20 protein-coding genes are annotated in these 12,000 nt (G+C 64.4%); 1 reads left to right on the top strand and 19 read right to left on the bottom strand.

Annotated features, from left to right (window positions below; genetic code table 11):
- Positions 1-98: 98 nt before the first annotated feature.
- The 16 genes from rpsD to rplN form a co-directional block, all read right to left on the bottom strand.
- Positions 99-722: a 30S ribosomal protein S4 gene (rpsD, locus tag CON77_RS12570; RefSeq protein ID WP_101049646.1), complete on the bottom strand. Its 624-nt coding sequence runs from the start codon at positions 720-722 to the stop codon at positions 99-101.
- A gap of 164 nt (positions 723-886) precedes the next feature.
- Positions 887-1,291: a 30S ribosomal protein S11 gene (gene rpsK, locus CON77_RS12565; RefSeq protein ID WP_101049644.1), complete on the bottom strand. Its 405-nt coding sequence runs from the start codon at positions 1,289-1,291 to the stop codon at positions 887-889.
- A 17-nt stretch (positions 1,292-1,308) separates the two neighbouring features.
- Positions 1,309-1,674: a 30S ribosomal protein S13 gene (gene rpsM, locus CON77_RS12560; RefSeq protein ID WP_101049642.1), complete on the bottom strand. Its 366-nt coding sequence runs from the start codon at positions 1,672-1,674 to the stop codon at positions 1,309-1,311.
- A gap of 18 nt (positions 1,675-1,692) precedes the next feature.
- Positions 1,693-1,806 carry a 50S ribosomal protein L36 gene (gene rpmJ / locus CON77_RS12555; RefSeq protein WP_072242940.1) on the bottom strand — a complete coding sequence of 38 codons (114 nt, stop codon included), beginning with the start codon at positions 1,804-1,806 and terminating at the stop codon, positions 1,693-1,695.
- 30 nt (positions 1,807-1,836) lie between these two features.
- Entirely contained in the window at positions 1,837-2,055 is a 219-nt protein-coding gene (gene infA / locus CON77_RS12550) for a translation initiation factor IF-1 (RefSeq protein ID WP_101049641.1), read from the bottom strand.
- A 3-nt stretch (positions 2,056-2,058) separates the two neighbouring features.
- Positions 2,059-3,378 (bottom strand): preprotein translocase subunit SecY, encoded by a 1,320-nt coding sequence (secY, locus tag CON77_RS12545; RefSeq protein ID WP_101049639.1) that lies wholly within the window; start codon positions 3,376-3,378, stop codon positions 2,059-2,061.
- A gap of 22 nt (positions 3,379-3,400) precedes the next feature.
- Positions 3,401-3,832, bottom strand: coding sequence for a 50S ribosomal protein L15 (gene rplO, locus CON77_RS12540; protein ID WP_101049637.1), 432 nt, complete (start codon positions 3,830-3,832; stop codon positions 3,401-3,403).
- Between the two features lie 13 nt (positions 3,833-3,845).
- On the bottom strand, positions 3,846-4,028 hold the full coding sequence (gene rpmD / locus CON77_RS12535; RefSeq protein ID WP_101049635.1) for a 50S ribosomal protein L30: 183 nt from the start codon (positions 4,026-4,028) through the stop codon (positions 3,846-3,848).
- A gap of 11 nt (positions 4,029-4,039) precedes the next feature.
- A complete protein-coding gene (gene rpsE / locus CON77_RS12530) occupies positions 4,040-4,558 on the bottom strand; it encodes a 30S ribosomal protein S5 (RefSeq protein WP_101049633.1) in 519 nt (172 codons plus the stop codon).
- Between the two features lie 14 nt (positions 4,559-4,572).
- Complete coding sequence (gene rplR, locus CON77_RS12525; RefSeq protein ID WP_101049631.1) at positions 4,573-4,938, bottom strand: 50S ribosomal protein L18; 366 nt, start codon at positions 4,936-4,938, stop codon at positions 4,573-4,575.
- 11 nt (positions 4,939-4,949) lie between these two features.
- Positions 4,950-5,483, bottom strand: a complete 534-nt coding sequence (gene rplF, locus CON77_RS12520) for a 50S ribosomal protein L6 (protein ID WP_101049630.1) — start codon at positions 5,481-5,483, stop codon at positions 4,950-4,952.
- Between the two features lie 24 nt (positions 5,484-5,507).
- Positions 5,508-5,903: a 30S ribosomal protein S8 gene (rpsH, locus tag CON77_RS12515; RefSeq protein ID WP_101049628.1), complete on the bottom strand. Its 396-nt coding sequence runs from the start codon at positions 5,901-5,903 to the stop codon at positions 5,508-5,510.
- Between the two features lie 21 nt (positions 5,904-5,924).
- Positions 5,925-6,230, bottom strand: coding sequence for a 30S ribosomal protein S14 (rpsN, locus tag CON77_RS12510; RefSeq protein WP_101049626.1), 306 nt, complete (start codon positions 6,228-6,230; stop codon positions 5,925-5,927).
- Positions 6,231-6,238: 8 nt separating this feature from the next.
- Positions 6,239-6,778: a 50S ribosomal protein L5 gene (gene rplE, locus CON77_RS12505; RefSeq protein WP_101049692.1), complete on the bottom strand. Its 540-nt coding sequence runs from the start codon at positions 6,776-6,778 to the stop codon at positions 6,239-6,241.
- A 2-nt stretch (positions 6,779-6,780) separates the two neighbouring features.
- Positions 6,781-7,101: a 50S ribosomal protein L24 gene (gene rplX, locus CON77_RS12500; RefSeq protein ID WP_101049624.1), complete on the bottom strand. Its 321-nt coding sequence runs from the start codon at positions 7,099-7,101 to the stop codon at positions 6,781-6,783.
- 9 nt (positions 7,102-7,110) lie between these two features.
- Positions 7,111-7,479: a 50S ribosomal protein L14 gene (rplN, locus tag CON77_RS12495; RefSeq protein WP_101049622.1), complete on the bottom strand. Its 369-nt coding sequence runs from the start codon at positions 7,477-7,479 to the stop codon at positions 7,111-7,113.
- 272 nt (positions 7,480-7,751) lie between these two features.
- On the opposite strand from rplN, the gene proC reads away from it, so the two are divergent.
- Entirely contained in the window at positions 7,752-8,588 is an 837-nt protein-coding gene (gene proC, locus CON77_RS12490; RefSeq protein WP_439650574.1) for a pyrroline-5-carboxylate reductase, read from the top strand.
- Positions 8,589-8,614: 26 nt separating this feature from the next.
- On the opposite strand, the gene ubiA is transcribed toward proC, so the two are convergent.
- The 3 genes from ubiA to recG all read right to left on the bottom strand — a co-directional run.
- Positions 8,615-9,472: a 4-hydroxybenzoate octaprenyltransferase gene (ubiA, locus tag CON77_RS12485; RefSeq protein ID WP_101049618.1), complete on the bottom strand. Its 858-nt coding sequence runs from the start codon at positions 9,470-9,472 to the stop codon at positions 8,615-8,617.
- A gap of 16 nt (positions 9,473-9,488) precedes the next feature.
- Positions 9,489-10,460: a hydrogen peroxide-inducible genes activator gene (locus CON77_RS12480; protein ID WP_101049616.1), complete on the bottom strand. Its 972-nt coding sequence runs from the start codon at positions 10,458-10,460 to the stop codon at positions 9,489-9,491.
- A 12-nt stretch (positions 10,461-10,472) separates the two neighbouring features.
- Positions 10,473-12,000 (bottom strand): ATP-dependent DNA helicase RecG (recG, locus tag CON77_RS12475; RefSeq protein ID WP_101049614.1); only part of this gene is annotated, 1,528 nt, incomplete at its 5' end.

The raw sequence follows: 12,000 nt of genomic DNA, 5'->3' as shown, positions 1-12,000 counted from the left end.
TCAATACCCTCGGCTCGTTACACCGATAAGGCCGATGGAGCACAAAATCCCAGACACCGCCAACGGCAGCGTCTGGGCTCTAAGGGGATGACCCGCGATCAACGCGAGTACAGTTCGACGATCAGCGATTCGTTGATGTCGGAACCGAATTCGTCACGGTCCGGGGCCTTCTTGAAAGTGCCTTCGACTTTGTCGGCGGCCACTTCCACCCAGGCGGGGAAGCCGATCTGCTTGGCGAGTTCCAGCGCCTCTTTCACGCGGGCTTGACCGCGCGACTTTTCGCGCACGGCGACCACGTCACCGGCCTTCACCAGGAAGGACGGGATGTTCACGCTCTGGCCGTTCACGATGATGCCCTTGTGCGACACCAGCTGACGTGCTTCGGCGCGGGTGGAGGCGAAACCCATGCGGAAGACGACGTTGTCCAGGCGGGACTCGAGCAGGCTCAGCAGGTTGGCACCGGTGTTGCCACGGCGGCGGTCGGCTTCGGCGAAGTAGCGGCGGAACTGGCGCTCCAGCACGCCGTAAATGCGCTTGACCTTCTGCTTTTCGCGCAGTTGCAGGCCGAAGTCGGAGGTGCGCTGACCGGAGGTGCGGCCATGTTGACCCGGCTTGGAGTCGAATTTGGCCTTGTCGCTGATCGAGCGGCGGGCGCTCTTGAGCAGCAGGTCGGTGCCTTCACGGCGGGAAAGTTTGGCCTTGGGGCCGAGGTAACGTGCCACGTGGAATTCCTTTGATCAAACTGCCGCAGCCATGCGCTGCGGGAGCCGCGCCCATCCTGGGACACGGCGGTGGTCTTAACAACAATGCCACCGCGGCAAACCGCAGTGGCGTTGGCAAAAGCCAAAGATTGTAGCACTTGGCGCCACACGGCGCCAAGCACCACTCAGATGCGGCGACGCTTCTGAGGACGGCAGCCGTTGTGCGGCACCGGGGTCACGTCGGCGATGGACGTGATGCGGATGCCCAGGGCGCCCAGGGCGCGCACCGAAGACTCGCGGCCGGGGCCGGGGCCTTTGATTTCGACGTCCAGGTTCTTGATGCCCTGTTCCATGGCGGCGCGGCCGGCCACTTCGGAAGCCACCTGGGCTGCGAAGGGGGTGGACTTGCGGGAGCCCTTGAAACCCTGACCACCGGAAGACGCCCACGACAGGGCGTTGCCCTGGCGATCGGTGATGGTGATGATGGTGTTGTTGAACGAAGCGTGCACGTGGGCAATGCCGTCGGCAATGTTCTTGCGGACTTTCTTGCGCACGCGGGCGGCCGCGTTGCTGGAAGGTTGCTTAGCCATAACTGTCCTTTAACCGATTACTTCTTCAGCGACTGGGCTGCCTTGCGCGGACCTTTGCGGGTGCGGGCATTGGTCTTGGTGCGCTGACCACGCACGGGCAGGCCGCGACGGTGGCGGAAACCGCGGTAGCAACCGATATCCATCAAACGCTTGATGTTCATCGTGGTTTCGCGACGCAGATCGCCTTCGATGGTGAAGGTGTTGACCTGGTCACGCACCTTTTCGAGTTCGGCGTCGCTCAGATCCTTGATCTTCTTGTCGAAGGCGATGCCACAGGCTTCGCAAATCTGACGGGCGCGGGTGCGACCGATGCCGAAGATGGCCGTCAAGCCGATTTCGGCGTGCTTGTGCGGCGGAATGTTGATACCTGCAATACGTGCCATGGTGGTCCTCTAAACGTGTCAGCCTTGACGCTGCTTGTGTCGCGGGTCGGTGCAGATGACTCGCACGACGCCATGGCGACGGATGATCTTACAGTTGCGGCACATTTTCTTGACCGAAGCCGAAACTCGCATGTTTCTCTCCTAGATAAATCTCAAAACTCTTCACTTGCTGCGGAAAACGATCCTGGCACGGGTCAGGTCATAGGGCGTGAGCTCCACTTTGACCTTGTCACCGGGCAGGATGCGGATGTAGTGCATGCGCATCTTGCCCGATATGTGACCCAGCACCACGTGCCCGTTTTCCAACTTCACGCGGAACGTCGCATTGGGGAGGTTTTCAAGAACCTCGCCTTGCATCTCAATGACGTCGTCCTTCGACATGACTTACACACCGGGTGTCGCCTTGAAGTTCGCCTTCTTGAGCAACGACTCGTATTGCTGCGACATCATGTAGTTCTGCACCTGGGCCATGAAGTCCATCGTCACGACCACAATGATCAGCAACGAGGTGCCACCGAAATAGAAGGGCACGTTGTACTTCAGGATCAGGAACTCGGGCAACAGACACACCAGCGTGATGTAGATCGCACCGGCCAGGGTCAGCCGAAGCAGAATCTTGTCGATGTGGCGGGCGGTCTGGTCCCCCGGGCGGATGCCCGGAATGAAGGCGCCGCTCTTCTTCAGGTTCTCGGCCGTTTCGCGACTGTTGAACACCAATGCGGTGTAGAAGAAGCAGAAGAAGACGATGGCTGCGGCGTAGAACGCCACATAGATCGGCTGTCCGGGCGACAGCGCCGAAGCGATGTCACGCAACCAGCGGGTCGAATCCCCGGTGCTGATCCAACTGACCAGGGTGGTGGGCAGCAGGATGATGGACGACGCGAAAATCGGGGGAATCACACCGGCCATGTTCAGCTTGAGCGGCAGGTGCGACGACTGACCGCCGTACACCTTGTTGCCCACCTGACGGCGTGCGTAATTCACCAGGATCTTGCGCTGACCGCGCTCCACGAAAACCACCAGGTAGGTGACCAGTACCACCAGGGCCGCGATGAAGATCGAGACCAGGATGTTCATGGCACCCGTGCGCACCAACTCCAGCAAGCCGCCGATCGCATTGGGCAGGCCCGAGGCGATACCGGCGAAAATCAGGATCGAGATCCCGTTGCCGAGGCCGCGTTCGGTGATCTGCTCACCCAGCCACATCAGGAACATGGTACCGGCCACCAGGCTGACCACCGCGGTGAAGCGGAAGGCAAAGCCGGGGTCGATCACCAGACCGGCCGACCCCTCCAGGGCCAGGGCAATGCCCAGGGCCTGGAAGATCGCCAGCGCCAGCGTCCCGAAGCGGGTGTACTGGGTGATCTTGCGCCGCCCGGCTTCGCCATCCTTCTTCAACTGGACGAACGTGGGGACCACGTAGGTCATCAGCTGCATGATGATGGAGGCCGAGATGTAGGGCATGATCCCCAGCGCAAACACCGTGAACCGCGACAGGGCACCACCCGAGAACATGTTGAACAGGTTCAGGATGCCGCCCTGCTGCCCCTTGAACAGTTGTTCAAGTTGCTCCGGGTCGATGCCGGGCACGGGGATGTGTGCACCGATGCGGTAGACCACCAGAGCCAACAACAGGAACACCAGCCGGCGACGGAGGTCGCCGAACTTGCCTGTCTTGGCCAGGGTTGCTGCGTTTGTGGCCACGAGCGTTTCCGGGTGTGCCGAATCAGGCCAGCGAACCGCCAGCGGCTTCGATGACAGCCTTGGCAGCAGCGGTGGCACCGATGCCGTTGAGCTTGACCGCCTTGGTCAGCGCGCCGGTCTTGACGACCTTGACGTTCTTGGCGATGGCGCTGATCAGACCGGCTTGCTTGAGGGTCAGCAGGTCCACTTCAGCGGCACCCAGGACTTCCAGGTCGCCCAGGGTCACTTCGTCGTTGAACTTCAGGTTCGCCGACTTGAAACCGCGCTTGGGCAGACGGCGCTGCAGCGGCATTTGACCGCCTTCGAAGCCGACCTTGTGGTAGCCACCCGAGCGGGACTTCTGGCCCTTGTGACCGCGACCAGCGGTCTTGCCCAGGCCGGAGCCGATGCCACGGCCCACGCGACGCTTGGCGTGCTTGGCGCCTTCAGCGGGCTTGAGAGTGTTGAGTTCCATGTTGAGACTCCGATCAGATCACTTTGACCAGGTAACTGATCTTGTTGATCATGCCGCGCACGGCAGGGGTGTCCTGCAGTTCGCTGACGCTGTTGAGTTTGCGCAAGCCCAGACCCCGCACGGTGGCGCGGTGGTCTTCTTTGCAACCGATGGGGCTGCGCACGAGTTGCACTTTGATGGTGTTGGTGGTCGTCATGATCGTTCCAATCAACCCAGAATGTCTTCGACCGACTTGCCGCGCTTGGCAGCGACTTCGGCCGGCGTCGTGGAGTTCTTCAGGGCGTCCAGGGTGGCGCGCACCAGGTTGTAGGGGTTGCTCGAGCCGTGGCTCTTGGCCACGACGTCGGTGATGCCCAGCACCTCGAACACGGCACGCATCGGGCCGCCGGCGATGATGCCGGTACCCTTGGCGGCCGGCAGCATCATCACGTTGGCGGCGCCGTGGTGACCGCGCACCGCGTGGTGCAGGGAACCGTTCTTCAGCGACACCTTGAACATGTTGCGGCGGGCCTCGTCCATGGCCTTCTGCACGGACACGGGCACTTCGCGGGCTTTGCCCTTGCCCATACCGACGCGGCCATCGCCATCACCGACCACGGTCAGCGCAGCGAAACCCATGATGCGGCCGCCCTTGACCACTTTGGTCACGCGGTTGACCGCAATCATCTTTTCGCGCAAGCCGTCGTCGTTGGCCTCGCTCTTCATGTTTGCTTGCATTTTTGCCATTTGCGTATCCCCAATCAGAATTGCAGGCCGGCGGCACGCGCGGCGTCTGCGAGGGCTTTGACACGGCCGTGGTAAGCAAAACCGGAACGGTCGAAGGCCACTTTCTCGATGCCAGCGGCTTTCGCTTTTTCAGCGATGCGCTTGCCGATCAGCTCGGCGGCGGCCTTGTTGCCACCCTTGCCCGCGGCGCCCAGCTGGGCACGCACTTCGGCTTCGGCGGTGGACGCAGAGGCCAGCACCTTGGCGCCGTCGTCGGAAATGACGGTGGCGTAGATGTGCAGGTTGGTGCGGTTCACGCTCAGACGCACGGCGCCTTGCTGGGCAATGCGGATGCGGGTCTGACGGGCACGGCGCAAACGCTGTTCTTTTTTCGTCAACATGTTCGCAGTCCTTATTTCTTCTTGGTCTCTTTGATGACGACCTTCTCATCCGAGTAACGGATGCCCTTGCCCTTGTAAGGCTCGGGAGGACGCACGGCGCGGATTTCGGAAGCGATCTGGCCCACGCGCTGACGGTCGGCGCCCTTCACCACGATTTCGGTCGGGGTCGGGGTGGCGACGGTGATGCCTTCGGGCATCACAAAGTCCACGGGGTGGGAGAAGCCCACGGCCAGGTTCAGCTTGTTACCGGAGGCGGCGGCCTTGTAGCCCACGCCGATCAGGTTCAGCTTCTTCTCGAAGCCCTTGCTCACGCCGTTGACCATGTTGTTCACCAGCTGGCGCATGGTGCCGCACAGGGCATCGGCTTCGGTGGTGCCATTGGCAGCGACGAACGACAGCTTGCCGTCGACGTTGCTCACCTGCACCAGGGGGTTCACGTTCAGGCTCAGGGCACCCAGGGTGCCCTTGACGCTGATCACGTCCTGCTTGATGGCCACTTCGACACCCTGGGGGATGGCGATGGGCGCTTTACCTACACGAGACATTTCAGATACTCCTCAATGCGCGCGTTAGGCGACGTAACACAGAACTTCACCGCCGACACCGGCAGCACGCGCTTTGCGATCGGTCATCACGCCTTGCGGAGTGGTGACGATGGCAACGCCCAGGCCGTTTTGCACCTGGGGGATGGCCTTCGAGCCTTTGTAGACGCGCAGGCCAGGACGGCTCACACGCTCGATGCGCTCGATGACCGGACGGCCAGCGTAGTACTTGAGGGTGATTTCGAGTTGGCTCTTGCCGTCTTCGGTCTTGATTTGGAAGCCGTCGATGTAGCCCTCGTCCTTCAGCACCTGTGCGATGGCGGACTTCACTTTGGAAGCCGGCATGGCCACAACGGCCTTGCTCACCATCTGCGCATTGCGAATGCGGGTCAACATATCGGCGATAGGATCACTCATGCTCATTTCGTAACTCCTTGCGCCTGATTACCAGCTGGCCTTGGTGACACCGGGGATTTCACCGGCGAACGCCAGTTCACGGACCTTCATGCGGCCCAGACCGAACTGGTTGAACGTGCCACGGGGGCGACCGGTGATTTCGCAACGGTTGCGCTGGCGGGTCGGGTTGGCGTTGCGGGGCAACTTCTGCAGGGCCAGGCGGGCGGCGTCGCGCTCTTCGTCGGAACGCTGGGCATCCTTGGCGATGGCCTTCAACTCGTTGTATTTGTTGGCAAACTTGGCGGCGAGTTTTTCGCGCTTCAGTTCACGCTGGAGCAAAGCTTGTTTAGCCACACACCACCTCAGTTCTTGAACGGGAAACGGAAACCAGCCAACAGTGCCTTGCACTCGGCATCGGTCTTGGCGGTCGTCGTGATGCTGATGTTCAGACCACGCAGAGCGTCCACCTTGTCGTACTCGATCTCGGGGAAGATGATCTGTTCTTTGACGCCGATGTTGTAGTTGCCGCGGCCGTCGAAAGACTTGCCGGAAATACCACGGAAGTCACGCACGCGGGGCAGGGCCACGGTGACGAAACGGTCCAGGAATTCGTACATCTGGGCGCCACGCAGGGTCACCATGCAGCCGATGGGCTGGAGTTCGCGGATCTTGAAACCGGCGATGGCCTTGCGGGCCTTGGTGGTCACGGGTTTCTGGCCGGCGATCTTGGTCAGATCGCCCACGGCATTTTCCAGCACCTTCTTGTCGGCCACGGCTTCACCGACACCCATGTTCAGGGTGATCTTGGTGATGCGCGGCACTTCCATCACGGAGGAGTAGCCGAACTGCTCTTTCAGAGCCGGCGCGACCTTGTCGCGGTAGATTTCTTGAAAGCGTGCCATGGTCATGCCACCTTGATTTCTTCGCCGCTGGACTTGTAGACGCGCACTTTGCTACCGTCTGCCAGCACTTTCACACCCACGCGATCGGCTTTGCCGGTGGCCGCGTTGAAGATGGCCACGTTGGACTGGTGGATGGACATGGATTTCTCCACGATGCCACCGGTCACGCCCTTCATCGGGTTCGGCTTGGCGTGCTTCTTGACCAGGTTCACGCCCTCGACCACCACGCGCTCTTCGTCGGCGCGCTGCACCACGGTGCCACGCTTGCCCTTGTCGCGACCAGCGATGACGATGACTTCGTCGCCTTTACGGATCTTGTTCATGTCGATTCCTTACAGGACCTCAGGGGCCAGGGACACGATCTTCATGAACTTCTCGGTACGCAGTTCACGCGTCACGGGGCCGAAGATGCGGGTGCCGATCGGCTCCAGCTTGGCGTTCAGCAACACGGCGGCGTTGCCATCGAACTTGATGAGAGCACCATCGCCGCGGCGAATGCCTTTGGCGGTGCGCACCACCACTGCGTTGTAGACCTCGCCTTTTTTGACGCGGCCACGCGGAGCGGCTTCTTTGATGCTCACTTTGATGATGTCGCCCACGCTGGCGTAGCGGCGCTTGGAGCCGCCCAGCACTTTGATGCACATCACGGACTTGGCGCCCGTGTTGTCAGCAACATCGAGTCGAGATTGCGTTTGGATCATTTGATTTAAGTCCCAACTTGAATCCCTGCCACCACCACGGCGGCAAGCGATCAGTCTTGGGCCCGTCGTTGCCAGAAAGTTTGCGCAAACCGCAAACCCGCCGACTTCGGTGGGCAGAAAACTTCACCCATTTCGGGCGAAGCTGGTTATTTTGACAGACTCAATCCGGAAAGTCAAGCGTTTATCCCGCCGGGACATGTGGTGCCCGGGCGACACCGCCTGTGCACCCGGGCACGGGCAGGCGCGCGGCGTTCCGCGCGACAATGACGCCCATGAATTCCACCCCCTCCCTCCCTCCCACCACCCGCTTGGCTTTCATCGGCGGCGGCAACATGGCCAGCGCCATCATCGGCGGACTGCTGCGCCAGGGCCTGGCGCCGACCCAGATCGACGTGGTCGAACCGTTCGAGGCCCAGCGCGCCAAATTGGCCGCCGATTTCGGCGTGCAGGTGCACGCCGCGCCGTCGCCTGCCCTGGCCCAGGCGCAGGTGGTGGTGTGGGCGGTGAAACCGCAGACCTTCCAGGACGCGGCACGGGATTGCGCGGCGCACACCCGGGCGGCGCTGCACCTGAGCGTGGCCGCCGGCATCCGCAGCGACAGCATGGCCACCTGGCTGGGCACGGAACGCATCGTGCGCGCCATGCCCAACACCCCGGCCCTGGTCGGCCAGGGCATGACCGGTCTGTACGCCCGCCCGGCGGCCTCGGCCGAGGACCGGGCGCTGGTGGAAGCGGTGGTGGGCACCACCGGCCGCTTTCTGTGGCTGCCGCAGGAAGTGGACCTGGACGCGGTGACCGCCCTGTCCGGCTCGGGTCCGGCCTATGTGTTCTATTTTCTGGAAGCCATGCGCCGCGCCGGCACCGAGATGGGCCTGTCGGCGGACACGGCGACGCAGCTGGCGATCGGCACCTTTGCCGGGGCCGCGCACCTGGCGCAACAGGCGAGCGAGCCGCCCGAGGTGCTGCGCGAACGCGTCACGTCCAAGGGCGGCACCACCTACGCCGCGCTGACGGCCCTGGCCGAACGCGGCGTGGCCGACGCCTTTGTCGCGGCCATGCACGCGGCCCGAGGCCGGGCCCGGGAACTGGGCGACGAGTTCGGCGGCTGAGCCAGGCCTGGCGCGGGCCGCCCCGCTCAGGCCAGGGTCATCTCCAGCAGCAGGCCGGCAAACAGGGTGAAGCCCAGCCAGTGGTTGAGGCGAAAAGCCCGGAAACAGCCCTCGCGGGTGCGGTGGCGGATCATGCCGAAGTGCCACAGCACCTGCGCCAGGACCAGCACCAGGGCCAGACCCAAATAAGGCCCTCCGGCCTGCGGCCACAACAGCGCCCCCCACGAAGCCAGGTGCACCAGGTAAAAGGCCGTCACGCCCAGGACGTCCCAGCGGCCCAGGGTGATGGCCGAGGTTTTCATGCCGATGCGCAGGTCGTCGTCGCGGTCGACCATGGCGTATTCGGTGTCGTAGGCCAGCACCCAGAACAGGTTGGACAGCAGCAGCGCCCAGGCCGGCCACGGCACCTGGTTCTGGGTGGCGGCGTAGGCCATGGGGATGCCGAAACTGAAGGCCACCCCCAGCACCGCCTGCGGCATGGACACGTGGCGCTTGGCGAAGGGATAAGCCAGGGCCACGGCCAGCGCCGGCACCGACCAGGCCACCGCGGTCGGCGTGGTGGTCAGCACCAGCAGGAAGGCCACGAAGGCCAGCACCGCGCCCACGGCCAACGCCTCGCGCACGCCGATGCGACCGCTGGTGACCGGGCGCTGCGCGGTGCGCTTGACGTGGCGGTCGAAGTCGCGGTCGGCCACGTCGTTGATGCAGCAGCCGGCGCTGCGCATCAGGATGGTGCCAAGCACGAACACGGCCAGCAGGTGCCAACCGGGCCAGCCGTCGGCCGCCAGCCACAGGGCCGACAAACTGGGCCACAGCAGCAGCAACCAGCCGGCGGGCCGGTTCCAGCGGATCAGGTCGAGGTAGAGAGCCAGTTTGTCGCGCACGGAGCCACCACCCGGTTCAGGCAAACAGGCGCTGGACGCCGGGCAGTTCGCAGCCGTAGATGGCGTTGCGCAAGGCGGCGATCGCTTCGTAGCGGGTGAAGCTGCGGCGCCAGGCCAGCACCACCCGACGCATGGGCGGGTCACCGGCAAACGGCAGGTAGCGCACGTAGGACGCGTCGCCCGGCCCGGCCCCGGGCGTGACGTGGCGGGCGGCGGGCTCGAGCCCGGCTGCGGGCACGCTCAGGCGCGGCACCAGGGTGATGCCCATGCCCGCGGCCACCATGTGCTTGATGGTTTCCAGGCTGGATCCCTCGAAGCTCTTGCGGATGCCCTCGGCGTCGTTGGAGAAGCGCGCGAACTCGGGGCAGACCTCCAGCACGTGGTCGCGGAAGCAATGGCCGTTGCCCAGCAGCAGCATGGTTTCCTGCTTCAGCTCCTCGGCCGTCACCTGTTCGCGCTGGGCCAGCGGGTGGGCGGCGGGCACGGCGGCCACGAACGGCTCGTCGTACAGCGGCGCGATGGCCAGGTTGGTGTCGGGGAAGGGCTCGGCCAGGATGGCGGCGTCGATCTCGCCCAGGCGCAGTTGCTCCAGCAGCTTGGCGGTCAGGTTCTCCTGCAGCATCAGCGGCATCTGCGGCGTGTGCTCGATCACCTGCTTGACCAGATCGGGCAGCAGGTAGGGGCCGATGGTGTAAATGACACCCAGCCGCAGCGGACCGGCCAGCGGGTCTTTGCCGCGCTTGGCGATTTCCTTGATGGCCGCGGCCTGCTCCAGCACGGTCTGCGCCTGGCGCACGATGTCCTCGCCCAGCGGGGTGACGGCGACTTCGGTGGCGTTGCGCTCGAACAGCTTGAGTTCGAGCTCCTCTTCCAGCTTCTTGATGGCCACGCTCAGGGTGGGCTGGGAGACGAAACAGGCCTCGGCCGCCTTGCCGAAGTGCTTTTCGCGCGCCACGGCGACGATGTATTTGAGTTCGGTCAGGGTCATGCAGCTATCGGCTCAGGCTTTCAGATAGTCGGATTTTGCACCCATCCAACGCTCCACGTGGCGTTCGGCGAGGTGCGGCTGCTCGGCCCAGAGCCGCGGCGCCCAGGCGCGGGCCCAGTCCAGCAGGTGGGTGTCGGTGGCCAGATCGGCGAAACGCAGCAGCGGCGCGCCGGACTGGCGTGCGCCCAAAAACTCGCCGGGTCCACGGATCTCCAGGTCGCGCCGGGCGATTTCGAAGCCGTCGTTGGTCTCGGCCATGGCCCGCAGGCGCTCGCGCGCGGTTTCGCTGACGCGGCCATTTTCGTTGGGCGAGTACAGCAGCATGCAGACCGAGGCCGCGGTGCCCCGCCCCACCCGGCCACGCAACTGGTGCAACTGGCTCAGGCCAAAGCGCTCGGCGTGCTCGATGACCATGAGTGAGGCGTTGGGCACATCCACCCCCACTTCGATGACGGTGGTACTGACCAGCACGCCCATGACCCCGGCGCTGAACAGGGCCATCACCGCCTTTTTCTCGGCCGATGGCATGCGCGAATGCAACAGGCCCACCAGGATGGGCGAGCCATCGGCCCCGGTGAGGCCGGCCATCGCGGCCGACAGCTCGGCGTGGGTGGCGGTGGCGTTGTTCAGGTCCAGCACCTCGCTTTCCTCGATCAGCGGGCAGACCCAATACACCTGCCGGCCCTGCGCCACGGCGGCGCGCACGCGGGCGATGAGCTCGTCGCGCCGGCTGTCGGCCAGCACCTTGGTGACGATGGGGGTGCGGCCGGGCGGCAGTTCGTCGATGGTGGAGACGTCCAGGTCGGCGTAGTAGCTCATGGCCAGGGTGCGCGGGATGGGCGTGGCGCTCATCATCAGCAGGTGCGGCTCCAGGCCGGCGTCCTGCATTTTTTCGCGCAGGGCCAGGCGCTGGGCCACGCCGAAGCGGTGCTGCTCGTCAATCAGCGCCAGCGCCAGCCGTTGGAAACGCACCTGTTCCTGGATGACGGCGTGGGTGCCCACCACCAGCGCCGCTTCGCCGCTGGCGATTTGCTCCAGCATGGCGGTGCGCTCTTTCTTTTTCTGGCTGCCGGTGAGCCAGGCCACGGTCTTGCCCAGCGGCGCGAGCAGGGGGGTGAGCCAGCCCACCAGCTTGCCGAAGTGCTGCTCGGCCAGGATTTCGGTCGGGGCCATCAGGGCGCACTGCCAGCCGGCGTCAATGGCCACCGTGGCGGCCAAGGCCGCGACGACGGTTTTGCCACTGCCCACATCGCCTTGCAGCAGGCGGTGCATGGGCACGGGGCGCGCCAAGTCCTGCGCGATGTCGTCGCCCACGCGGCGCTGCGCGGCGGTGAGCTGGAAGGGCAGCACCGCCAGCAACTGTTCGTGCAAGCCGCCCGGCCGCGTGGGCAAGACGGGCGCGCGCAGCCCGGCCCGCTCCTGTTTGGCGCGGTGCTGGGACAGTTGCTGTGCCAGCAGTTCCTCGGCCTTCAGGCGCTGCCAGGCCGGGTGGCTGCGGTCTTCCAGCGCGGCCAGCGGCACATCGGGCCGCGGCTGGTGC

It is taken from the genome of Macromonas nakdongensis, from assembly GCF_002837145.1.
Classification (GTDB): Bacteria; Pseudomonadota; Gammaproteobacteria; order Burkholderiales; family Burkholderiaceae_C; genus Macromonas_B; species Macromonas_B nakdongensis.
This window is presented reverse-complemented; position numbering and strand designations above follow the sequence as displayed.